The organism is Rariglobus hedericola (assembly GCF_007559335.1).
In the GTDB taxonomy this organism is placed as follows: domain Bacteria; phylum Verrucomicrobiota; class Verrucomicrobiia; order Opitutales; family Opitutaceae; genus Rariglobus; species Rariglobus hedericola.
The window spans coordinates 1588063-1612097 of record NZ_VMBG01000001.1 but is presented as its reverse complement, the minus strand read 5'-3'; the positions used below and the strand labels follow the sequence as shown (position 1 = coordinate 1612097).

Below are 24035 nucleotides of genomic sequence, written 5' to 3'. Positions count from 1 at the left end.
ATCTGCGCGGCGGTTGAATCAGAGCAGGTTGGCCGGACCGAAAGCGCCGGGCAGCAGCGCATCGAGCGTGGTTTCGATGCGCTCGTCGGAATCGCAAATGGAGATGACGCGGGCCTGCGGGCCGAATTCATTGATGACCTGACGGCACGCGCCGCACGGAGGCGTGGCGGATTCGGTGGAGGTGTAGACGACCACACAGGTGATCTTTCGTTCGCCTGCGGCGGCGGCGGTGAAGATCGCGGTGCGCTCGGCGCAGTTGCACAGGCCGTAGGAGGCATTCTCGACGTTGCAACCGGTATAGACTTTGCCGGATCCGGCGACGAGGGCGGCGCCCACGGCGAATTGCGAGTAGGGCGAATACGAAGTTTTGGCCGCGCGGCGGGCGAGACGTTCGAGGCGGGTGAGAAGGGTGGCGGAAATTTTCATGAAGACAGGGATGCTTGGACGATGACGGCTATAACAGCAGCAATGTGGCCAATCCGAGAAAACATCCCATGCTGATAATGTCGTTCGACGTGGTGACGAAGATGCTGGAGGCCGTCACGGGGTCGGCACCGCAACGGCGGAGGATGACAGGAACCATCACGCCGGCCATGCTGCTGGCGGTGCAGGCGATGGTCATGGCCATGCACACGGTGATGCCTAGGATGAGCGGAGGTTCAGCCGTGTGTTGCGACGTGGCGAACATCCACATGCCGATGCCGGCGAGTATGCCGACCACGAAACCGTTGAGGGCGCCGAGGATGGCTTCCTTGGCGAGGAGGAAGCGTGCGCGTCCCGGTTTGAGTTCGCCGAGAGTCATGCCGCGCAAGGCGACGGCGAGGGATTGGCAACCGGTGTTGCCGGATTGACCGGCGATCAACGGAAGGAATACGGCGAGCGCGACGATTTTGCTGATGGAGCCTTGAAATGCGCCGACGACGCTGGCGGCCATGCCCGCGGTCACGAGGTTGATCAGCAACCACGGATGGCGGAAACGGAAACTGCGCTTCCAGTGCGTCGTGGTGTGTTCTTCCTTGTCCACGCCGACCATGCTGCCGGCTTGCGCACTGATCTCGATGGCCTGCGCGGCGAATAATTTCGCGCCCCATACGATGCCGGCCAGACGGCCGTCGTCATCACAAACCGGATAACACGGGAAGTGTTTGTTCACGGTGAGTTTGATCGCGTCCATGAGCGGCATGTCCGGTTTCAAGAGGAACGGATCGTGAAGCATAATCGTGTCGAGTCGCGTGTCGGGCGCGGCGAGCAAGAGATCGCGCATGGTCACGATGCCGAGCAGGCGGTTGTCGCGATCGGTCACGTAAACGTAGGTGACGAAGTGCGTCTTGATGATTTCACGAATGCGCTCGGTGGCTTCGTGCACCGTGAGCTCGGGCGGGAAAATCGCGGCGGGGTTCTCCAGCAGGCGATTGAGGGTGTTGTCGGAAGCGGCCAGCGGCGTGACGATGGGGATTTCGGCATTCATGGCTCAGGTTGATTTAGGGTTTCGAGTGAGGTGATGCCGATGAAGGAGACTAACTTCCGGACATCATCATCATGTCGGGGGCGGGAGCTTTTTTATCTTTTTCCTCGGGCGGTTTGGACGCCGGTGGCGGGGTCGGAGTCGGGGAAGGCGCGGGCGGGATCGGCGGCAGAGGGATAGGCTGCGCGGGTGTGCCGATGAAGCGTTGGAAGAACTCGTCGAAACGAACGAGACGATCGATGCGCTGCGCAGGCTCGCCGCTGCGGCTGAGGTTGTGCGAGGCACGCGGGTAGCGCACAAGCTCGACGGGGCGCTTGAGGATTTTTAGGCTGCGGTAGAGCAACTCGCCTTGCGCGGTGCCGGTCTGGTGATCGGCGTCGTTTTGCTTGATGAGCAGCGGGGTGCGAATCGAGTCGGCGCGAGTAATGGGGGATTGGGCGTCGAGGAGTTTGCGAATTTCGGGCTGCCACGGATAACCGCCAAAATGCCACGGCACGAGCGGCCAGGCGTCGCCTTCGCCGAGGAACGTCGTCAGGTCATACACACCGCGGGCGGCGACGGCGGCTTTGAAGCGTTGATCGGTGGAAATGATCCACGCCGTGAGATAGCCGCCATAACTTCCGCCGAGGATGACCTGGCGGTCTGAATCGACCCAGTTTTCCTTGGCGACCGCGGTGGCCGCGGCGAGAACGTCGCCGGCGGGGCCGGGGCCCCAGTTTTGAAAACTGGCGCGTTGGAATTTGGCGCCGTAGCCGGAGGAGCCGCGGGGATTCACATAGACCACCCCGTAGCCACGCGCGGCGAAAAACTGGATGTCGTGCCACACGGAAGGATTGCCCGGTCCCCACATCGAAGCGGGGCCGCCGTGAACCATGACGAGTAGTGGATAATAGAAACCGCCTTCGAGGTAGGGTGGTTTTACGACCCAGTATTCGATTTCGGTGCCGTCGGGTTGTTTGAGTTTCCGGCGCTCGGGGGAGGACGTTTTTTTGTCACGCAGCCATTCGCTGTTGTGGGAGGTGAGAATGCGTGAGGATTTTCCGGTGAGGCGGGTGCGATAGAGTTCGCCGGGGTTGGTGGAACGGCCGATGACCATCGCGAGATCGTCTTTGCCGGCCGACCAGCTGCTGACCCAAGTATCCGTAGAGGTGATACGCTCGGGGTTTCCGCCCGAGGAGGCCATGCGATGAAGGGCGAGGCCGCCGTTTGTTTCGGCGGTGAAGTAGAGGAACTTGCCGTCGGCAGACCATTGCGGGCGGTCGGCGGAACGGTCGAATTTTTCGGTGAGCAGCTTCAGCTTGGGAGCGTCGAGGCTGGCGGTGGCGATGCGCGTCTGACCGTAGCTAAGATCAGCGGGATCTTTGTCGGGTTGGGCGGTGAAGGCGACTTGGGTGCCGTCAGGCGAAACCACGGGGTAATCGAGGGAATAGTCGTCGGATGCGAGCAACGGACGGAAGCCCGTGCCGTCGGCGTTCAAGATGAAGAGCTGGGTGGTGTTGATACGATCGGGGTGCTCGGTGTCGCTCGACGGGCCGTTGCACACGATGGTTTTGCCATCGGGCGACCACGTGGCGTGGGTATGCGAACGGTAACCCGGAGTGAGGTCGATGGGGGCGGCGCCGGCGCGTTCGACGACAAAGAGGTGGGTGAAGCGCGGGTGGTCGTCGGCATCAGGGCTGGTGGTGAGATCGAGCCGGTGACTGACGGCGGGGTTATCGCGGTTTTCGTTTAACGAGAGCCATGAGCGGCGGTCGGTGAGTGTGCCGTCCGGTGAGGGAGGCGCTGGGGGCGGAACGGGTTTGGCGGGAGCGGGTTTTTTGGCGTCAGGTTTCGCGGCGGTTTTCGGGTCAACGGGTTGGGGCGGGGCGGGGGGCAGCGCGGGCTTTTCGAGTGCCCAAGCGGGCGAGGTGACGGCGGATTTGTTTTTTTCGAGGGAGGTTTTGACTTCGTCGTAGGTGACGGTGGCGGTGAAAAGCAGGCGGGTGCCGTCGGGCGACCACAGGGGCGTGGCGGCATCGCGCAGAGGAGGCGTCACGGCATACGCGTCGCTTCCGTTGAGCGGGAGCACCCAGATGCGGGCGCGGTCGTCAGCTTCGGGGCGGACGTAGGCGATGCGATCACCCGAAGGATGCCAGGCGGGTTGGTGCGCATTGGTGCCGGCGGCCAACAACTCGCGGGGGGCGATGTCACCATCGACCGAGGCCAGCCAGAGACGGTTGCGATAGGCGATGTCGCCGGAGTCCGGCGCTTCCATCGTGCGCACCGTGTAGGCGATTTTTTGGCCATCGGGCGAGATGACCGGAGAGGCGGGATAGGAGATTTTGAGCAGGTCGCTGGCCGTGATCAATGTGTCAATGGGCTCTGCGATGAGCGCGGTGCAAAGCAACGCGAACGCCCAGATCGGGGTAAACGGGAAACGCATATAGGATTGGCAGACTGCCAAACTTGGAAAACGTTTCCATTCTCAAACCATGACGAATCGTTTTTATAGTTCTTTTGACGAGGAGGCGTGGGGTGGCGTGCGTAAGAGCGACTATCGCACGGCGTTCCAAATTGACCGTGATCGCGTGATCCACGCGCACGCTTTTCGGAAACTTCAGTCGAAAACGCAGGTTTTTCTGTCGGGCGAATACGATTTCTACCGCACGCGGCTGACGCACTCGATGGAAGTTGCGCAGATCGGCCGCTCGATCTGCAACTATCTGCTCTCGCGCGGCGAACCGCTGGCGCCGGATTTCTACATTGATAGCGATCTGGTCGAGGCGGTCTGTCTCTCGCACGATCTGGGGCATCCGCCGTTCGGGCATTCCGGCGAACGCACGTTGCAGGAGTTGATGCAGCCGCACGGTGGTTTCGAGGGCAACGCGCAGACGCTGCACCTGCTTACGGAGACGATGTATCAAAATGAGTCCAGCGTGCGCGGCATGCTGCCGACGCGTGCGTTGCTCGATGGCGTGCTCAAATACAAGAAGCTCTACAGTGAGTTTCCCGAGTCGCCGCAGAATCATTTTCTCTACGATCCGCAGGGAACTTATCGCGATTTCGTGTTTGGCGGCGCGGCGATTCCGCCGGCTTTGCACGAGGGCGAGGCGCTGAACAGTTTCAAGAGCGTCGAATGCCAGATCATGGATTGGGCGGACGATGCTGCCTACTCACTCAATGACATCGTTGATGGGGTGAAAGCCGGGTTTCTGACCATTGATCGCATCGAAAGCTGGGCGGCGTCGGAGGGCATCGATGCGGAGCAGCAGCGGCATCTCGAAACGCTCATCAATGCGATCCGCGGTGATAAACTGGAGGCGGTTTTCGCGAGCAAGATTGGCGGCTTCATCACGGCGTGCCGTCTGCGTCCGCGTGATAATTTCATGGCGGCGAAGACCCACCGTTATGCTTTCGATCTGGTGATTGCGCCCGAGGCGATGCGTGAGGCGAAGTTCTTTAAGAGGATGGCCAACGACATTATTTTCGAGAGCCCGCAGCTCCAGCAAATCGAACACAAGGCCCGCAAGGTTCTCTTCAGTTTGTGGGAGTCGTCGTGGAATAACTACGTCGATAAAGGCGCGCGGGTGATCAACATCCTGCCGCCACGCGTTGGCCGGTTGGTCGACGCGGAAACGGAAGTCGCCGGCAAAGCGCGTCGCATCTGCGACTGGCTCGCGGGCCTGACCGACGGGCTGATCGTGCGGACTTACAAACGACTCAACGATCCCGACTTCGGGTCGATTCGAGATTTGAGCTGAGCCGAGTCGAACCGAAGTGAGTTGGGCTGAGCCGGATGTTGGCCGTGCACGATGCGGATGCGCACCGGTTTTTTTGAATTACGCGGGCAGGTGACCGGCCTTAACGGCGTCGGCGATCATCTGGGCGGCGTAGGTCCAGACATCGGCCGCGCCGTCGGCGATGTGCTGATTGCGAGCGATGACCCGGTCGCTGGTCACGCCATGCTGACGCCATGCGGCGCCCTCGGTCAGGCAGTTTTGCAACACGGGTTGAAACCGGTCGATGGCCGTGGCGAACTTGGCCTCGGCGGTCTCCTTGGCTTCAAATTCGTCCCATAAGCCGCGGAACTCCGACGTTTGGTCGGCGGGTAACAGCCCGAAAATCCGGTCGGCGGCCAAGGCTTCGCGCTCATGTTGGTCGGCCATGCGGGCGGTGTCGTAGGCAAACGTGTCGCCGGCGTCGATTTCGACGATGTCGTGAATCAAGAGCATTTTAAGCACGCGCAGGACATCGATTTCGGGTGAGTTGGCGTGTTCGGCGAGCACGATCACCATCAGGCACAAGTGCCAGGAATGTTCTGCATCATTTTCCTGGCGGCGGCTTTGGGTGAGGAGCGTTTGGCGGAAGACCTCCTTGAGTTTGTCGACCTCGATAATGAACCGGATCTGTTGCGCCAGCCGCGCATGCGTAGACATGTCCGCACGAATGCCGCGCGACCCAAACGTTGGCGAGTTTCGATTCGGCTGAGGATCTGCCTGATTTGAGATTGATCGAGGTTGGTCGAGGTCGCCCGAAGGTATTCGAAAACCAGTTTGTAACTTAATAAGTTACAAACGGGCCGTGTTCGAGGGTGATTTCGGGCGATACGGCGGGGAAAGGGGAGGGGGCAACCTTTTCCTTGCTTGCCGGGGCGGGGGGCTCTTCGATTGCGGGCTATTTTCCCATGAAAATCCTCGTCGCCGACAAGATCTCACCCAAGGGAGTTGCCTACCTGCGTCAGCAGCCGGGCTTTGAAGTCATTGAGGCTTACGGCTCCACTCCGGAGCAGGTCCTTGAGCTTGTCAAAGACGTGCATGCCATCGCCGTGCGCTCGGAAACCAAGGTTTCCCGCGCCGTCATCGAGGCCGCTCCTCTTCTGAAGGTCGTCGGCCGCGCCGGCGTAGGCGTGGACAACGTCGATGTCGATGCCGCCACTGAGCGCGGTGTGATCGTCATGAACACCCCGGCCGGCAACACCATCTCGACCGCCGAGCTCACGTTCACGCATATTCTCTGCTGCGCCCGTCCGATCGCCCAAGGCGCCGCCTCGATGAAGGCCGGCAACTGGGATCGCAAGACCCTCAGCGGCGTCGAGCTGCTCCGCAAAAACATCGGCATCATCGGTCTCGGCCGCATCGGCAGCGAGGTCGCCAAGCGTGCGCAGGCTTTCGGCATGAAGGTTCTCGCTTATGATCCCTACCTGACGCCCGCCCGCGCCAGCGCCATGCAGGTCGAGTCCGTCACGCTCGACGCACTTCTCGCCGGCTCGGATTACATCACGGTTCACATGCCCTTGACGGACGAGACCAACAACATGCTCGACGAGGCCGCCCTCGCGAAGTGCAAGAAGGGCGTCCGCATCGTCAACTGCGCCCGTGGCGGTATCGTTAACGAAAAAGCCCTCGTCGCCGCCCTCAAGAGTGGCCAGGTCGGCGCCGCCGGTCTCGACGTTTACGAGACCGAGCCGCTTCCCAAGGATAGCGAACTCCGTTCCGCTCCGAACATCATTCTCACTCCTCACATCGCCGCTTCCACCGCCGAAGCGCAGGAGACCGTTGGCATCGAAGTTGCCGAGCAGATCGCCGACCTCCTCGTGAGCGGCGCCGTGCGCAACGCCGTCAACCTTCCCTCGGTTGATGCCGCCACCGCCAAGCTCCTCGCGCCCTACATCGACCTCGGCACCAAGCTCGGCACGCTCGTTCAGCAGATCGCTCCGAAGCAGATCGCTTCGCTGCGCATCACCTACGCCGGCAAGATCGTGGACCTCGATGCCAACGCCATCACCCGTTCCATTCAGCGCGGCTACCTCCGCCAGATCAGCGACTCGGTTAACACCGTCAACGCGCCCATCGTCCTCCAGCGCCTTGGTATCGACGCGCAGGTCATTAAGAGCAGCGCATCCTGCGACTACTCGGAGTTGATCACCGTCGAGGCAGTTGATCTGACCGGTGCCGTGTTCAGCGCCTCCGGCACCATCCTCGGCAAGACCAACGAACCCCGCATCGTCGGCATCAACGGCCGCGAGGTCGAAGTCGCCGCCGAGGGTAAACTCCTCGTTCTCGAAAATATCGACCAGCCCGGTATGGTCGGCGCCGTCGGCATGCTGCTCGGCAACGACAAGGTTAACATCGCCGACATGTCCCTCTCGCGCCTCACGCCCGGCAGCACCGCTTACATGGTGGTGCGCGTGGACACCGAGCCGAGTGAAGCCGCCCGCAAGGCGCTCAAGGACAATCCGGCCATCAAGCAGGCCAAGTTCATCCAGCTCTAAAGAGCGCAAGGCGCGTTGGGGACAACGCGCCTTTGCCGAATTCGATTCATGTTGATCCCCCTCATCATCGCGGCCGTCACGGGTTATCTGTTGGGAGCGATTCCCTTCGGCTACCTCGTGGCGCGCGCGTATGGCATCAACATCTTCGAGCACGGGAGCAAGAGCCCCGGTGCGACCAATGTGAAACGCGTCCTTGGCAAGAAGGCGGGCAACACCGTCTTCGCGCTCGACGCAGTGAAAGGCGCGTTAGCTGCCGGCTGGCCGTTGCTGCTCGCCAAATGGGCCGCACACCAGGCGGCTGCCTCGGTGAAAGACCCCGCGGGTTGGACCGTCTTCACCGCCAACGTCAAAGTCCTTACCCCCGATCTCGTCATCCCGGTCGCCGTCACGGGCCTGCTGTTTGCCGTTCTCGGTCACAGCTTCTCGTGTTTCACGCGATTCAAAGGTGGCAAGGGTGTCGCGACCTCCGCCGGCGGTTTCATCGTGCTGATGCCGGTCGTCACGCTCATCGCCCTCGCGGTGTGGCTGGCGACGTTCTACACCTCACGTTACGTGTCGCTCGCTTCGATCTTCGCGGCCATCGCCATGCCGGTCGCCGCGTTTTTTCTCAAGCAGCACACGCTCGTCGTGATTCTTGCCGCCGTCATCGGCGCCTTCGTGATCATTCTGCACCGCGCCAACATCAAGCGCCTGCTGAGCGGCACTGAAAACCGTTTCGTTAAAAAATCCGCCGTCGTTTCCTCCGACACTCCCGCCCAATCATGAGCACTCTCTCCACGATCAATATCGGTATTTGCGGCCTCGGCACTGTCGGTCAGGGCGTGTGGAAGCACATCGACTCCAACCGCGTCGCGCTTGAGTCGCGTCTCGGCGTCACGCTCAACCTCGCGCGCGCCTCCGTTCGCGATCTCAAGAAAAAGCGCACCGTGCGCGTCTCGGCCGGCGCGCTCACGCTTGATCCGCTTTCCATCGCGACCGATCCCTCGATCCACATCGTGTGCGAATTGATCGGTGGCACCACGCTGGCCCGCCAGGTCACGATCGCCGCGCTCAAGGCCGGCAAGACCGTGGTCTCCGCCAACAAGGCGCTCCTTTGTAAACACGGCCCCGAGATCTTCGCCGCCGCCCGCAAGCACGGCGGACACTTTTTCTTCGAGGCCTCGGTTGCCGGCGGCATCCCGATCATCAAGGCCCTGCGCGAGGGTCTGGTCGCGAATCGTTTCAAGCTCATCTACGGCATCCTCAACGGAACCTGTAACTACATTCTCACGCGCATGGAGCGCGAGGGCTTGTCGTATCCGGTGATCCTCAAAGAGGCCAAGGAACTGGGTTACGCCGAGGCTGATGAGGCGCTCGATGTCGAGGGTTGGGACACCGCGCACAAGGCCTCCATTCTCGCGTTTCTCGCGCACGGGACCTGGGTGCCCACCGAGAAGATGCTCGTCGAGGGCATCACGCAGATCACGCAGGCCGACCTTTCTTTTGCCCGTGAAAATGGCTACGCGATCAAGCTGCTCGCGGTCATCACGCGCGAGGCCGACACCGGCGAAGTTTTTGTGCGCGTCCATCCGACACTCATTCCGAAGACCAAGGTGCTCGCGAATGTGAACGAGGTTTACAACGGCATCTCCGTCACCGGCGACGTCGTGGGTGAAACCGTCTACATCGGCCGTGGCGCCGGTCAGGATCCGACCGCGAGCGCGGTGATCAGTGACATCGCGGACGCCGTGATTCTGCTCAATCGCGGCAACACGCATCTGCCGGAGCCGGTTGAGACGCGTGCGTCGCTCACGCCGTTGCAACGCATCACCGGTCGTTACTACCTGCGTCTTGAGGTGAAGGACGAGCCCGGCGTGCTGGCCAAGATCGCCAGCGCCACGGCCGGCTGCGACGTGAGCATCAGCAGCGTGTTGCAGCGCCCCAGCGAAACGGCCGGCGCCGCCTCGCTCATCCTTACGACCCATCAGGCCAACGAGAAGGCGATCCGCGCCACCGTTTCCCGCCTCAAGCGACTTTCCAGCGTGCTCGGCGAACCCGTCCTCATCCGCATCGCCGACTTCGCAGGCTGATTTTTCCTTTCCAAAAACCCATGGCCAGAATTGTCCAAAAATATGGCGGCACCTCGGTTGGTGACGTCGAACGCATCCGCAAGGTCGCCGAACGCATCAAGGCGATCCGCGACGAAGGCAACGAGCTCGTCATCGTCGTCTCCGCCCGCGCCGGTGTGACCAACGAACTCATCGCCCGCGCCAAGGCGCTTTGCGCGAATCCCAGCGAGCGCGAGATGGACCAGCTCCTCTCCGTCGGCGAACAGGAAACCATCGCCCTCACCGCGATGGCCCTGCACGGCGTCGGCGCCGACGCGGTATCCTACACCGGAGCGCAGGCCGGTATCTTCACCGACAAAGTTCACACCAAGGCCAAGATCAAAACGATCAACGCCAAGCCCATCGAGGCCGACCTCAAGGCCGGCAAAGTGGTCATCGTCGCCGGCTTTCAGGGCATCAACGAAGAGGGTCAGATCACCACGCTCGGCCGCGGCGGTTCCGACCTCACCGCCATCGCGCTCGCCGCCGCCCTCAAGGCCGACAAGTGCGAGATATACACCGACGTGGATGGCGTTTACACCGCCGATCCCCGCGTCGTGAAAGATGCCAAGAAACTCCAGGAAATCTCCTACGACGAAATGCTCGAGCTGGCCTCGTCCGGCTCGAAGGTCATGCAGTCCCGCTCCGTGGAATTCGCCGCCAAGTATGGCGTCGTTTTCGAAGTCCGCTCCTCATTTAATTACAACCCAGGAACCATCGTGAAACAGGAAATCGCCTACATGGAAAAAGTCGTCGTGCGCGGCGTCGCCGTCGACAAGGACCAGGCCAAGGTCATCGTCTCCAACATCCTTGATAAACCCGGCTCCGCCGCGAAGGTCTTCCGTGCCCTCGCCGACGCCAGTATCATCGTCGACATGATCGTGCAGAACGTGGGCCGTAACGGCATCGCGAACCTCACCTTTACCGTTCCTCTTACCGACAGCGCCAAGGCCCAGAAGACTCTTGAGCCCGTCCTCGACGCCATCGGTGGCGGCCAGGTCGCGATCCACGAAAACATCGCCAAGCTCTCCGTGGTCGGCGTTGGCATGAAGACGCACTCCGGCGTCGCCGCCACGCTCTTCCAGGCGCTCGCTGATGCCTCGATCAACATCGAGCTCATCAGCACCTCCGAGATCAAAATCTCCGTCGTGATCGACAAGTCGAAGGCCGAGGAAGCCGCCCGCGTCGCCCACGCCGCCTTCGAACTTGAGAAGCTCTGATTCCGAGCATGCGCTTCGTCAGCACACGCGGACAAACTCCTCCTCTCGGCTTCTCCGACGCCGTCGCCACCGGCCTTGCGCCGGACGGCGGCCTCTACCTGCCCGAGACACTCCCGCAGTTTTCCGCGGCTGACCTGGCTCGCTTCGAACCGCTGCCTTACGCGGAGCTGTGCTTTGAGTTTTTAAAACTCTTCGCAACCGACATCGAGCCGTCCGTCCTCCGTGCGATCATCGCCAAGAGCTACACGACGTTCTCCGATCCGCGCATCGCGCCGATCATCAAACTCGATGAGCGCACCTCCGTCCTCGAACTCTTTCATGGCCCCACGCTCGCGTTCAAAGACTTCGCCCTCCAGCTCCTCGGCAATCTCTACGAACACCAGTGCGCCACGCGCGGACAGACGATCAACGTTCTCGGTGCCACGTCCGGCGACACCGGCTCGGCCGCGATCCACGGTCTGCTTGGCAAACCCGGCACCGCGATTTTTATTCTCTACCCGGACGGCCGCACGTCTCCGCTCCAGGAGCGCCAGATGGCCTGCACCGGCGCGGACAACGTTTACGCCCTCGCGATCGACGGCTCGTTCGACGACGCGCAGGCCGCGTTGAAGGACCTGTTTGCCGATCAGGATTTCCGCACACGCCACCGTCTCTCGGCGGTGAACTCCATCAATCTGGCCCGCGTTTTGGCCCAGTGTGTTTACTATCTCTACGCCTATCTGCGCCTTCCGGCTGCGACGCGAGCCGAGACCGAGTTTGTGGTGCCGACCGGTAATTTCGGTAACGTGCTCGCCGGTTGGACGCTCCAGAAAATGGGTGTGCCGATCCACAGCTTCAAAGTCGCCACCAACCAGAACGACATTCTCTACCGCCTGTTCACGACGGGCGATTACCGCGTGTCGGCGGTCGCGCCCTCGCTCGCGCCGTCGATGGATATTCAGGTTTCGAGCAACTTTGAGCGCTTCCTTTATCTGAGCATCGGCCGTGATTCCGCGAAGGTTCGCGAGGTCATGGAGACCTTCAAAAAAACCGGCGGCTACAAATTCGAAAACTTCGACCGCGACACGTTTAGCGCCTCGCGCTGCAGTGATGCGCAGATTCCCAGCATCATCAAAGACGTGTATCAGAAGTATGGTTACGTCGTGGATCCGCACACGGCGTGTGCGTTTGCTGATTTGTCCAAGGATCGTCCTAGCCTCGTGCTGGCCACGGCGAGCCCGGCGAAGTTCCCCGACACGATCATCTCCGCGATCGGCGTGGAGCCGAAGGATCCGAGCTTGGAGGCGCTCAAGCAGCGTCCGCTGAAGAAGCACCTCTTGAAGGCCGATGCCGGCGCGATCCGCGCCTTCATCGACGCGAATGCGGTCTGATTCGCGATTTTCGCCCCCGAAGTGCCGTGGTTACGCTGTGGCGTTCGCCATGGCCGAGCCGCCGACTACGCTGAGGAGGTCGCCGACAGTGGACTTGAGCATGGTCGCCTGAGCGTTGAGTTCTTCGGACGCGCTGGCGCTTTCTTCGGCGGCGGCGGCGTTGGATTGGGTAATCTTGTCGATTTGAGTCACGGATGAGTTAACCTGTGAAATACCCGTGGATTGTTCGTTGGATGCCTGTGCAATTTCCGCGACGAGGCTGTCGACTTCACGTGCCTTGGTAACGATCTCAAGAAATGAGATGGATACTTTTTGGGAGATACTCACGCCATGGTCGCTCTTGCGTTTGGAGTTCTCGATTTTCTCGGCGGTTTCGCGGGCCGACTGGGCGGCGCGTTGGGCAAGACTGCGGACCTCGTCGGCCACCACGGCAAATCCAGCCCCGGCTTCGCCGGCACGCGCCGCCTCGACCGCAGCGTTAAGTGCGAGGATGTTGGTTTGGAAGGCGATTTGATCGATGGTCTTGATGATATTCGAAATGTCGTCCGAGGAGGCTTTGATGTCGTCCATAGCGACTTTCATTTGATTGATCTCAAGCGTGCCGTTGTCGGCAGCAGCCACGGTCTGGGCGGTCAATTCCTTGGCGCGGTTGGCGCTGTCGGCATTGCGGCGGGTCATCGATGAGATTTCTTCCAGCGAGGCGCTGGTTTCCTCGAGCGAGGCCGCCTGCTCGGATGAGCCTTGGGCAAGTGTCTGGCTGGAATTGGAGAGTTGCTGGCTGGCTGAGAGAATTTCGCCGGAGCCGTTGTCGATGCGCCGGGTTGCATTGTGAATGCTTCGATTGAGGGAATTCAGGCTGAACGCGATCCACACCGCCATGGCTGCACCAATGATGCCGGATCCTAAGCCGATGGTGACCACCGTCTGTCGTCCGCCGGCGAGAGTGCTCAGCGTCAGTGCCTGGGTTGCGTCGATGGACTGCGTGCTGGATGCGGCCAGTTTTCCGACGAGTTCTTCGACCTTGTCGCCGGCGATGGTGAGATCCGCACTGGTTTTGAGTGCCGCCTGCTCGGTCTCCACGAGTTTACGCATCGCATCGGCGTAGGCGGTCCACTTGGCATTGATGTCGGACTGCAAGTCGGCGGGCAGGTTTAGTTCGGCCATTGTTTTCGTGAACTCCGTGATGCGGGCATCGATCTCGGTGAGATACTTGGGATCGCTACGCAGGAGGTAGTCTTTTTCGTGGCGCCGAACCATGAGCATGATGACCGTCAGGTCGGCCAGCCCTTGATCGCGGACTTTGGATTCCACGGCGTGAACGGCAGTGCGCAGCTGGCCTTCATAGCCGGTGTCGGGAGTGAGGCCGCGTTTCACCATGAATTCGTGATAGCGGGCAAACAGGGCGGTGTATTTGTCGGTCGCGACAATAATCTCGTCGGCGGTCGCTGCGTGGGCGGTATTGGTCGTCACCGCTTTCAAAGAGAGCATGTTCTGCTTAACGGAATCGGTCCGGGCATTCAGCTGTTGAACCCATTTCTCGTCGCGCGTGCCGGCAAATTTTTGCTCATAGAGCCGTGCCATCGAGATCTCTTCATCGGCGAATTTCGCGGCTCTGAATTCGGCGATGTCCACCTTCACGAGACGGGAGCTGCTCTGTTCTGCCTCACTGGATTTCAGGTAGGAAACCGTGGAGCCAAGGCCGATGAGCAAAAGAACGCTGCCGAAGCCGATCCAGATTTTTTGGTTAACATTCATGTTGGGAGATTGGGGTGCATGTGCCCGCGCATTCCCGACACGCCGGGAGCGTGAAGGAAGTGCTGATTCCACAGTGCGTCCTTACTATCGGCGCAAAAACGGACCGGCTTGAGTGGTTACTGACCGTCAGATCGAGGTCGGACCTGGCTGTTTTCCAACTAACTGTCGGGTCGGAGACGCGGGCTTAAACGCTATACGCTCCGACGGCCTGCACGCGTCCGCGGATGTTGACCACGCCGTAGTCGGCGAAGGTATCGGTCATCGCGGAGGGCACGCGGATTTTTACCTGATCGCTGAGCAGGATCGTGGAGTTGAAATCCTTGTTCATCTCTTCGAGGCGGGCGGCGATGTTTACGGTGTCGCCCATGACGCAGTATTTCATGCGGGAGGAGCTGCCGATGTTGCCGGCCACGAGCGGGCCGGTGTGGATGCCCATGCGTGCCTCGATGCGGTCGACGCCGATGACCTGCCAGCGCGCGGCGAGGCCGCGGGCTTCCCACTCGCCATTGAGCTGGGTGAGACGCTGGCGCATCTTGATCGCGCATTGCACGGCGTTGTGGGCGTGATCGGGATCGGGCAGGGGCAGACCAAAGCCGGCGATGATGCCGTCGCCCGTGAAATCGAGCAGGCATCCGCGGTGCGCCTCGATGATCGTGCACATCGCGGCGAGGTATTCGTTGATCAGTGAAATGACTTCCTGCGGGGAGAACGCCTCGCTGATGCGCGTGTAGTTGCCCAGGTCGCAAAAAATGACCGTGGCCACGCATTCGACGCCGCCGAGCGCGGGCAGCTTGCCATCCTTCATGAGGGCGCTGGCCAGCTCGCGACTCACATAAAGCCCAAAGGTTTCGCGCAGGCGTTCACGGTCGCGCAGGTGGCTCGCCATGGTGTCGAACTCGTCGGCCAGCAGGCCGAATTCATCTCGCGACGGCGCGTGGAGGCGGGTATCGAGCTTGCCGGCGGCGATGGCCGAGGCGGCTTCCAGCACGCGGGCGAGCGGCTGCCGAACCTGACGACGCACAACCATCGTGATCACGAGGACCGCGATGAATGCGATGCCGAACACGGCGGCGCAGAATCGCACGACCTGCCAGCGGATTTCCGCGAGACGCAGTGCGAGCACATCCACGCCGATGATGCCGATGACCCGGCCATCGGACGTTTTCAGCGGAGCGTAGGAAGACTGGGTCTGGCCGAAATCGTCGCCGTAGACACGATCTTCGACGGATACACGTTCGAAGCCCTGCAACATGAAGGGCAGTTCGGTTGCGTCGTAGAGTTCGCCGGTTTGCGCGATGCGGCTGACCTTGGACGCATCGAGCAGGAAGCGCAGTTTACCCGGAGTTTCCGTGGCCTGAAGAATGTAGATGGACTCGATGCCCGGTTCCGCGTCGGCGATGTTTTTGAGCCGGCGCCAGAGGGAGGCGATGACCGGAGTGTGCTGATCGGCACTCGCGGGCACGGATGCGAGTTCGTCGGTATTGATCGTTTCGGAAAGCGTGACTGCGATCATGCGCAGGCGTTTCTCAAAAAGATCCAGCCGGGTGTTTACGATGGACTGGTAGGCAAACAAACCGACGAGGACGATGATGACGCTCGAAGTGCCGACGAGAATCGCGGCGATACGAAAATCAAAGCGGCGCCACCACGGTAGTTTGATGAAAGACTGGCGTGCGTCCGGCGCGGTCAAATGAGCGAGGGAATCCATGGCGAAATCGATTTGCGGATGACGCACCGTGGTAATGCACGGCGGGGACATCAAGGCTGGCCTTCGATTTAAGTGGGGTTGCCGGATGAAACGGTCTCATGAGGTAAAAACGATGTAATGGTATGAAAAATACCAAGCGGGCTGGTTCGGGCCGGCGAGAATTGACCTTGCGAACCTATTCCAGTCCTTGATTCGCTTGGGTTTCCGGAACGCCTGCCGGTTTGCACAAACGGCGTTTTCGCTTATTCACCGACATGCTCTCCCAATACTGCACGGTTTCTTCGACGGTGGCGGCGGCCAAGGCGCACGTGTTGGAGATTTCTCCGTCGGCATCCACGGCGCTGGTGGAATCCGTCTCGGCATTGGTTGAAAAACTTTTTGAAGGCCGGCATCCGGCTTACCAGAAGGCCGACATGAAGTATCACACGCTGGAGCATACGTTGCTCGCGACGCAGTGCTTCATCGATTTGGCCGAAGGACGGGTGCGGCACGGGGCGAAGCCGGTGTTCACCGCGCGTGAATTTTCGCTCGGTTACGCGGCGATTCTTTTGCACGACAGCGGTTACCTGAAGATGCGCGATGATCTTTCGGGCACGGGGGCCAAATACACTTCGTCCCATGTGTTTCGCAGCTGCGCACTCGCGGCGGCTTCACTGCCCGAACTCGGTTGCACGTTAAGCGAGATCGACGGCGTGCTGAACGCGATTCGTTGCACCGGGGTCAACAGCCAGATCAGCCAGATCGAGTTTCGTAACGACTACGAACGCCAGGCCGGTTTCATGGTCGCGACGGCCGATTATCTCGGTCAGATGGCCGACCCCGATTATCCGTCGAAACTGCCCGGACTTTTCGAAGAGTTTGAAGAGTCGGCTAATTTCAGCCGCGTGCCGTTTGAGAGCCGCCTGTTTCGATCAGCCCAGGAGCTGATGGCGAAGACGACGGCGTTTTGGAATAATTTCGCGCTGCCCAAACTGGAAAAAGACTACGCTGGTATTTACCGGATGCTGGGCCAAGCCGATGGCAGCAATCCCTACCTGGACGCGGTGGAGGCGAATCTCGCCCGCATCGAGGAAATGGCCAAGCGGCCGGTTTGATCTGGAGGCCGGTTACGCGGGCTAAACCCGCGCAACGCCGGGTCACTTGACGGTCATCACGTATTCGCCTTCCCAGTTTTCGGGCGGTGGCGCGATCTGGTAGCGGCCAACGATCTCCGTGTAGATGCGGGACGGATTGCTGCCCACGCCGGGAGTGATGCCGGGCTGGTTCGGCTCCAAGGCCTGGCTTTGGCTGAACAGCGCGAGTGCGCCTTCCCAGTCACGCACGTAGTAGCGGGCCAGACCTGCCTCGAAGAGGCGCAGGCATTCACGGGTTTGGTCGGACACGTTTTCCTTGAGGCCGACGATTTCAAAAATCGGCACGGCGCTGGTGCGGCCCTTGACCACGATCCGCCCGAGGGCGCGGAAGACCACGCGATCACCGCCGTCGCGTTCGCACGCGGTGCGCGTGGCTTCGGTGCACATCGAATACACGCCCCAACTCTTCGCGCCTGATTCCATGCGGGCGGCGAGGTTCACGTTGTCGCCGAGCATGGTATAGGCGAAGCGTGTGCGGCTGCCGAAGTTGCCCACGATCGCCGAGCCGGTGTTCAGTCCAATACGTGATTGCATCTCGTGGACGATCTCGGGCCAGAGGGCGCCTTGTGATTTCCACTTGGCGCGCAGTTCGGCGAGCTTGAGGTGGATGCGCTGACCGGCGACGCACGCACGGAAGGCGTGATCGGGCAAGGGCAGGGGAGCACCGAACATGGCGACGACCGCGTCGCCGATGTATTTGTCGAGCGTGCCGCCTTCCTCCTGAATGATGTCGGTGCAGGCGGTGAGATATTCGTTCATCAACTCGCCGAGCCGGTCGGGCGGGAGTTTTTCAGAGAATGCCGAGAAGGCCTGGATGTCGGAGAAATACGCGGTGATGGTCTCTTCGTGGCCACCTAGCTGCGGTGATTGGCCGGACTCGATCATGCGGTTGACGAGATCGGGCGAAACGTAGGTGCCGAACATGCCCTTGATGTGCTGCTTGGACCGTTGTTCGCGGATGAGCTGCTGAACGATCATGAATATTTGCAGGCCAAGGAAGCCGAGTGTCGGCCACAGAAACGGGAGCACCGCGCCTTTGCATACCCACAGCGCGGCAGCCGTGACGAAATAGAGAACCAGCAGGCTGAGGGCGTAGGTGCATTTCGCGGCCAGGGAGCGTTTGCTGAGAAACACCAGTCCGCACACACCCAGCAGGACACCGATGAGAAAAATAGGCAGCTGCGGACACACATACGCGTAGTCTTCGTTAAGGATATTGTCGATGACGTTGGCATGCACGAGCACCAGCGGCGTCTCTGCACCAAACGGAGTGACGCCGTTATCGCTCAATCCCGTGGAAACCTGACCGACGATGAGGATTTTATCGTCTATCACAGGGAGCCCGTCGACCGGCTCATTTTTAACGTAATTCGCGTAATAATTCTCGGTGAGACGCTCGTAGGAAACGATGTTGGCACCTTTGATGGCGTAGCGGTAATTGACGAAATAAAGGCCCTTTTCGTTGATCGGGATGCGACGTTTGAAGGTGTCTCCTTCCAGATAAATCGCATCACCGAGGACGATGCGGACCTGCTCGGGTCTGATGCCCGCGTAAACCATCAAGGTTTGCAGTGAAAGACTGGGGTAAACCTGGCCGCCGACCTGTTGAAGCATGGGAACGGTGCGTCGCATGCCATCCGTGCCGGGAGGCGTATCGCAGAACGCCGTCTGGCCGACCTGTTGAAGCTGTGGAATCGGACGTAACGCGAAATCCGACGTGGGCAGGCGCGACAGGTCTCCCTCAATGCGGGTCAACGGTTGGTTGTGGGCGTGCTCGAGCGCCGGCTGACTCGGATCGTCATTCGTGGCATAAGCACCAAACACCACCCGTCCCTTCAACTCGGCGGCGGCGGCCTGCAACACCTCGTCGCTCGACTGGTCGGCGGAGGGCTCCACGAAAAGTATATCCCAGGCGACGACCGGAGGTTTTCCGAACGACACGCCATACATGAATTTCGCGTGCACCTTACGGTCCCACGGCCAGCGTCCGTAACCCTCGATGCTTGAATCGTCGATGCCCACGGTCACGACGCGCGGATCGGCGGATGAGGCGGGCAACGAAAGGAGGTTGCGAACCTTGGGATTCGATCGGAACTGGGTGACCAGATCGAGGGTGGTGTTTTCGAGGCGTTGCAGCCACGACGTGGAGCCCAGCGCCACGGCCAGACCGAAGCAAATAACCACGGGCACAAGTTGTTCTTTCAGAAAGCTTACAAGGCGCGGCTTCATGGGTGAAAGGGGTGGTTGAAGAGCTTTGCGGGGGCAACCTGAAAGGGGCCTGGTTTCGGGGAAACCGCCGCTTGCCAGCGGACGCCTCAGGCGCAAACCTCAACCTTCCCATGAGTTCCGCCGTTAAAATCTACGACACCACTCTGCGCGATGGCACGCAGGGTGAAGGCATCAGCTTCTCGGTCACCGATAAACTCCTGATTACCGAGAAGCTCGACCAGTTTGGCGTGGATTACATCGAGGGCGGCTTTCCCGGCTCCAACCCGCGCGACATCACGTATTTTCAGGAAGTGCGTAAGCTGAAACTCAAGCACGCCAAGCTCGCCGCCTTCGGTTCGACCCGTCGCGCCGGCATCAAGGCCTCCGAGGACGCCCAGCTTAAAACCCTCCTCGATAGCGATACGCCGGTCGTGACCATCGTCGGCAAAACCTCGACGCTGCACGTCACCGAGATTCTGCGCACCACGCTCGAGGAAAACCTCGCGATGATCGAAGACTCCGTGAGCTACCTCGTTTCGCAGGGCCGCGAGGTCATCTATGACGCCGAGCATTTTTTCGACGGCTACAAGCTCGACCCCGATTACGCATTTAAAACCCTCGCCGCTGTGCTTCGCGGTGGCGCCAGCAACCTTACGCTGTGCGATACCAACGGCGGCACCCTGGTCGATGATTTCAAGTCGATCATCGCCCGCGTCGTGAAGGAATTCGGCGGCGACAAAGTCGGCGTGCATTGCCATAATGACAGCGGCCTCGGCGTGGCCCTTACGCTTGCCGGTATCGATGCCGGAGCGGTGCTGGTGCAAGGCACAGCGAACGGTTATGGCGAGCGCACGGGCAACGCCAATTTGTTCACGGTGCTGCCCAGCCTGTTCCTTAAGATGAATCGCACGGCGAACTGCGCGAAGAATCTCCACGAGCTGCGCGAACTGTCGCTCTACTTTGACGAACTCGCCAATCTGAAGCCCGACACCAAGGCGCCCTACATCGGTGCCTCGGCTTTCGCGCACAAAGGCGGCCTTCACGCGAACGCCGCGCAGAAGGTGAAATCATCCTACGAGCACATCGACCCGTCGCTCGTCGGCAACCACACGCGCGTGCTGGTCTCCGACATGGCCGGGCGTTCCAGCATCGCCATGAAGGCGCGGGAACTTGGCTTCGCGATTGATGAAAAAGATCCCGCGATGAAGACCCTCATCGACGAGCTCAAGGAGCTCGAGTTTCGCGGCTACGAATTCGAAGCCGCCGATGCTTCGCTCAAGCTCCTCATGTCCCGCGCGCTCGGCCAGGCGAAGTCGTTTTTCGAGGTCGAAGGTTACCGCGTGAGTGTCGAGCGTCGCGGTTCCGATACCGTGTCCGAGGCCACCGTGAAACTGAAGATCAACGGCGAATCCCTGCACACGGTCGCCGAGTGCACCGGTCCGGTGGGCGCGCTCGACAAGGCCCTGCGCCTCGCGCTCGAAAATATCTACCCGCAGCTCAAGCAACTCGAACTGCGCGACTACAAGGTGCGCATTCTCGACAGCCGCGCCGGCGCCAATGCCCGCACCCGCGTCTTCATTGAGAGCGGTGACGGCAAGGATATCTGGGGCACCGTTGGCGTGAGCGATAACATCATCGACGCCTCGTGGGAGGCCCTCACGGACGCGATAAATTACAAATTGCTGCAAGCCTGAGCATCCCGAGACCCGACCTGTGTCGGGTCTTCTTTTTATACCTCACCCGTTATTTATGAAACGTCTTCTGTGGATCGTCGTGGCTTTGGCCGTGGTCGCTGGCGGCATTGCATGGGTGTTGCACGCGCGGGCCTCGCGCGCAAATGAAGTGACCTACACCTGGCTCAAACCGCTGCGTCGCGATCTCGTGCAGACGGTGACCGCCAACGGCTCGATCACGCCCATCCTTTCGACCGACATTCGTTCGGAGGTTAGCGGCCGCATTCTGACCGTGCTGGTGAATCCGGGTGATGCCGTTCGCTCCGGCCAACCGCTCATCGAACTCGATCAGAGCACGCTGCAGGTGCAGATCGACGAGGCCCGCCTCGCGATCGAGTCGTCGCAACTGCGCGTCGAGCGCGCGACGTTGGAATTTCAACGCATTGATCGCCTCGCGAATCAGTCGTATGTGAACACGAAGGAGCAGCAGGAGGCCGGTATCTCGCGCCGGCTCGCCGAGACCGATTTGGAATCGCAACGCGCGCGCATGCGTCTGCTGGAGCGTTCGCTGGCCAAGACATCCATTGCCGCGCCTTACGATGGCACCGCGTTGAGCGTGGCCGCGCGCCCGGGCATGGTGGTCACGGGCGCGGATGCCGGTCGCGAGAGTGTCACGCTTATCGAACTGGCCGATCTCAAGCGTCTGCGCGTCGAGTTGTCGCTCAACGAAATCGACGCGGCCACGCTGGTGCTCGGTCAACCGGTCGAGATCACGTTCGAGTCCGTGCCCGAGGCGCGCGCGAGCGGTCGCATCACGTTTATTTCGCCGGCTGCCGCCAAGGCCGCGGGCGATGCGCGCACCCGCGATTTCCCGGTGCAGATCGGCATCGAGAAATCGCATCCGCGCGTGAAGCCCGGCATGACGGCGCGCGTGCATATCCAGGTCGCCGCTTCGCAAAAAGCGCTGTCGGTGGAAACCACCGCGGTGTTTTTCGACAACAAGACGGACGAGACGTTTGTCTTCATCCGCCCGAAGCCGCCCGCCACCGAGCCGGTTAAAACCATCGTGAAAATCGGCGTGCGGAATGACCAATATGTCGAAATCACCGACGGACTGAAAGAGACCGATGAGGTGTCCACCAAGCGTCCGGCTGCGTCCCGTCCGGCGATCAAGCCCGATGCCTTCTGAAGTGCTCAGGCTGTCTGGCGTGTCGAAGCGCTATCGCATGGGTGAGAACACGGTCACGGCGCTGGCCGACGCGAACTTTGTGATCAACGAAGGCGACTTCGTGGCGATCCTCGGTCCGTCGGGCTCGGGAAAATCCACGCTCATGCACCTGCTCGGATTCCTCGATTCTCCGACCGAGGGAGAGATTTTATTCGAAGGGAAACCGGTTTCCGTGCTCACCGAAACCGGTCGGGCGCGCGTGCGGGCGGCGAAGATCGGCTTCGTGTTTCAGGCGTTTAATCTGCTCCCGCGCCTGACGGTGCGCGCCAATGTGCGCCTGCCGCTTTCTTATAATCCGGAGCCACCGGCCGATGCCGATGAACGCGTTGAGCGGGCGCTGGCGAGCGTGGGCATGACGGATCGTGCGCATCACCGGCCCGGCCAGCTTTCGGGCGGACAACGGCAGCGCGTCGCCATCGCCCGGGCACTCGTCAACGAGCCGCGCATTTTGCTGGCCGACGAGCCGACCGGCAACCTCGACAGCCACACGGCGGCCTCGATTTTGAATCTCTTCAAAGAGCTGAACGCGCAGGGCCGCACGATCATCCTAGTGACGCATTCGCCGGAGATCGCGTCGCATTTCAAGCGCCGGTTGCATGTGCTCGACGGGCGCATCGAGGAGCGTTTCGCATGAACTGGTTCACCGGCGTGATCAATGGACTGGGCGAGGTCTGGGCGCACAAATTGCGCTCGGCGCTCACCATCGCGTGTGTGCTCCTGGGCGTCGCTTCGATGGTGGTGACGACCGGATTCATGGAAGGGCTTTTCGAAACGTGGAAAGTATCCCTCGATGAATCGGGCGGGCTCGAAAAACTTTCCAGCGCCCCCGACGCCGTGCCCGAGCGACAGAAGCCGCTGACGAGTCTTTCGTCCGGCCTCACTCTTGATGATGCGCGGGCCGTGAAGGCGTTGATCCCCGGCGTGCGGTTTGTTTCCCCTGAGATCGACCTGAGTAATGCGCAGCTCACCCGCGGCAACCGGCGGACGGCGCAGCGTGTGCAGGGCGTTGAAAACGACATCTTTGAAATCAACCGCTACGAGATCGTCGCGGGTCGCCCGTTCAGTGATCTGGACCAGCGAGATGCATCCAACGTGGTCATCATTGGCACGAAGGTGTTCGAGGAGTTGTTCGAGCCCCAGGAAGATCCGGTCGGCCAATACATCAACGTAAACGGGCGCCCCTTTCTCGTCATCGGACTGCTCAAAAATTACGAACTGTATTACGGGAGTTACAACGTGATGGAGGGTAAAAACCGCATCGCGTTCATCCCGGTTTCCACGATGGCGATCAAGCTGCAGAACACGGTGCGCCTGTCGTGGTTGAATCATAAGATCGATGACGTCGCGCGCCTCGATGAGGCGGTCGATGCGGTGCAAAACCTGTATTATCACCGCCATCGCGGGGTGCTGGATTTCAAGGTCGATACGCAGCAACAGCAGCTGGCGAGCTATAACCAGATGAAGACGGCATTCGTGCTCGGCGGTGCGGCGGTCGCCGGTGTGTCACTGCTGGTGAGCGGCATCGGCATCATGAATCTGATGCTGGCGTCGATCAACGAACGCGTGCGTGAGATCGGGGTGCGCAAGGCGGTCGGTGCATCGCCGTTTAACATCTTCTGCCAGTTCCTTGCCGAAGCGGTGACGCTCAGCCTGCTCGGCGGCATACTTGGCATCACCGTGGCGGTGGGCGTGATCGAGGGATTGCAGGCGGTGTTGCCCTCGGGAAGCAGGCCGTTGCTGGTGAGCTCGGCGTTTTTCGTGGGCTTTGCGTTCAGTGTCACCGCCGGCGTATTGGCCGGCGTGTATCCGGCGATCCAGGCGGCCCGGCTCGATCCGATCGAGGCGTTGCGGTATGAATGAGCGCGTCGCGCTCATTCAGTTGAGGTTTGAAGATTAAGTTTAAGTTCGGACCGCCGGAGGTCTGACTTAATCTTAAAC

At 60.8% G+C, this 24035-nt stretch carries 18 protein-coding genes; 11 read left to right on the top strand and 7 right to left on the bottom strand.

Annotated features, from left to right (window positions below; all coding sequences use genetic code 11):
- Positions 1–18 precede the first annotated feature (18 nt).
- Genes FPL22_RS07085 through FPL22_RS07075 form a run of 3 tightly spaced genes read right to left on the bottom strand, consistent with a single transcriptional unit; the run spans position 19 to position 3887 of the window.
- Positions 19–426, bottom strand: coding sequence for a cytidine deaminase (locus FPL22_RS07085; RefSeq protein WP_144229396.1), 408 nt, complete (start codon positions 424–426; stop codon positions 19–21).
- 28 nt (positions 427–454) lie between these two features.
- Positions 455–1468 (bottom strand): magnesium transporter, encoded by a 1014-nt coding sequence (locus FPL22_RS07080; protein WP_144229395.1) that lies wholly within the window; start codon positions 1466–1468, stop codon positions 455–457.
- Positions 1469–1517: 49 nt separating this feature from the next.
- A complete protein-coding gene (locus FPL22_RS07075; protein WP_144229394.1) occupies positions 1518–3887 on the bottom strand; it encodes a S9 family peptidase in 2370 nt (789 codons plus the stop codon).
- Positions 3888–3936: 49 nt separating this feature from the next.
- On the opposite strand from FPL22_RS07075, the gene dgt reads away from it, so the two are divergent.
- Positions 3937–5205, top strand: a complete 1269-nt coding sequence (gene dgt, locus FPL22_RS07070) for a dGTP triphosphohydrolase (protein ID WP_144229393.1) — start codon at positions 3937–3939, stop codon at positions 5203–5205.
- Positions 5206–5283: 78 nt separating this feature from the next.
- Here dgt and FPL22_RS07065 read toward each other — a convergent pair whose 3' ends face one another.
- Positions 5284–5880, bottom strand: a complete 597-nt coding sequence (locus FPL22_RS07065) for an HD domain-containing protein (RefSeq protein ID WP_144229392.1) — start codon at positions 5878–5880, stop codon at positions 5284–5286.
- Positions 5881–6128: 248 nt separating this feature from the next.
- Between FPL22_RS07065 and serA the strand changes: the two genes are divergently transcribed.
- From serA to thrC, 5 genes are read left to right on the top strand one after another with little or no spacing between them, the layout of a single operon-like run.
- On the top strand, positions 6129–7715 hold the full coding sequence (gene serA, locus FPL22_RS07060) for a phosphoglycerate dehydrogenase (RefSeq protein ID WP_144229391.1): 1587 nt from the start codon (positions 6129–6131) through the stop codon (positions 7713–7715).
- A gap of 48 nt (positions 7716–7763) precedes the next feature.
- Entirely contained in the window at positions 7764–8480 is a 717-nt protein-coding gene (gene plsY, locus FPL22_RS07055) for a glycerol-3-phosphate 1-O-acyltransferase PlsY (RefSeq protein ID WP_144229390.1), read from the top strand.
- Positions 8477–9784, top strand: a complete 1308-nt coding sequence (locus tag FPL22_RS07050; protein WP_144229389.1) for a homoserine dehydrogenase — start codon at positions 8477–8479, stop codon at positions 9782–9784. Before plsY ends, FPL22_RS07050 begins: the two co-directional genes overlap by 4 nt.
- 20 nt (positions 9785–9804) lie before the next feature.
- Positions 9805–11022 (top strand): aspartate kinase, encoded by a 1218-nt coding sequence (locus FPL22_RS07045; RefSeq protein WP_144229388.1) that lies wholly within the window; start codon positions 9805–9807, stop codon positions 11020–11022.
- An 8-nt stretch (positions 11023–11030) separates the two neighbouring features.
- Entirely contained in the window at positions 11031–12392 is a 1362-nt protein-coding gene (gene thrC / locus FPL22_RS07040) for a threonine synthase (protein WP_144229387.1), read from the top strand.
- A gap of 30 nt (positions 12393–12422) precedes the next feature.
- Here thrC and FPL22_RS07035 read toward each other — a convergent pair whose 3' ends face one another.
- Both FPL22_RS07035 and FPL22_RS07030 read right to left on the bottom strand, forming a co-directional pair.
- Positions 12423–14147 (bottom strand): methyl-accepting chemotaxis protein, encoded by a 1725-nt coding sequence (locus FPL22_RS07035; RefSeq protein ID WP_144229386.1) that lies wholly within the window; start codon positions 14145–14147, stop codon positions 12423–12425.
- A gap of 184 nt (positions 14148–14331) precedes the next feature.
- On the bottom strand, positions 14332–15855 hold the full coding sequence (locus FPL22_RS07030; protein ID WP_162525223.1) for an adenylate/guanylate cyclase domain-containing protein: 1524 nt from the start codon (positions 15853–15855) through the stop codon (positions 14332–14334).
- Positions 15856–16109: 254 nt separating this feature from the next.
- Between FPL22_RS07030 and FPL22_RS07025 the strand changes: the two genes are divergently transcribed.
- Positions 16110–16949: a hypothetical protein gene (locus FPL22_RS07025; RefSeq protein ID WP_144229384.1), complete on the top strand. Its 840-nt coding sequence runs from the start codon at positions 16110–16112 to the stop codon at positions 16947–16949.
- A 42-nt stretch (positions 16950–16991) separates the two neighbouring features.
- Here FPL22_RS07025 and FPL22_RS07020 read toward each other — a convergent pair whose 3' ends face one another.
- Complete coding sequence (locus FPL22_RS07020) at positions 16992–19217, bottom strand: CHASE2 domain-containing protein (RefSeq protein WP_144229383.1); 2226 nt, start codon at positions 19215–19217, stop codon at positions 16992–16994.
- Positions 19218–19327: 110 nt separating this feature from the next.
- Between FPL22_RS07020 and cimA the strand changes: the two genes are divergently transcribed.
- From cimA to FPL22_RS07000, 4 genes are read left to right on the top strand one after another with little or no spacing between them, the layout of a single operon-like run.
- Positions 19328–20890, top strand: coding sequence for a citramalate synthase (cimA, locus tag FPL22_RS07015; protein WP_144229382.1), 1563 nt, complete (start codon positions 19328–19330; stop codon positions 20888–20890).
- Between the two features lie 55 nt (positions 20891–20945).
- A complete protein-coding gene (locus FPL22_RS07010; RefSeq protein WP_144229381.1) occupies positions 20946–22058 on the top strand; it encodes an efflux RND transporter periplasmic adaptor subunit in 1113 nt (370 codons plus the stop codon).
- Between the two features lie 19 nt (positions 22059–22077).
- A complete protein-coding gene (locus FPL22_RS07005; RefSeq protein ID WP_238991330.1) occupies positions 22078–22731 on the top strand; it encodes an ABC transporter ATP-binding protein in 654 nt (217 codons plus the stop codon).
- On the top strand, positions 22728–23957 hold the full coding sequence (locus FPL22_RS07000) for an ABC transporter permease (protein ID WP_144229379.1): 1230 nt from the start codon (positions 22728–22730) through the stop codon (positions 23955–23957). The genes FPL22_RS07005 and FPL22_RS07000 overlap by 4 nt, the downstream gene beginning before the upstream one ends.
- Positions 23958–24035: the final 78 nt, after the last annotated feature.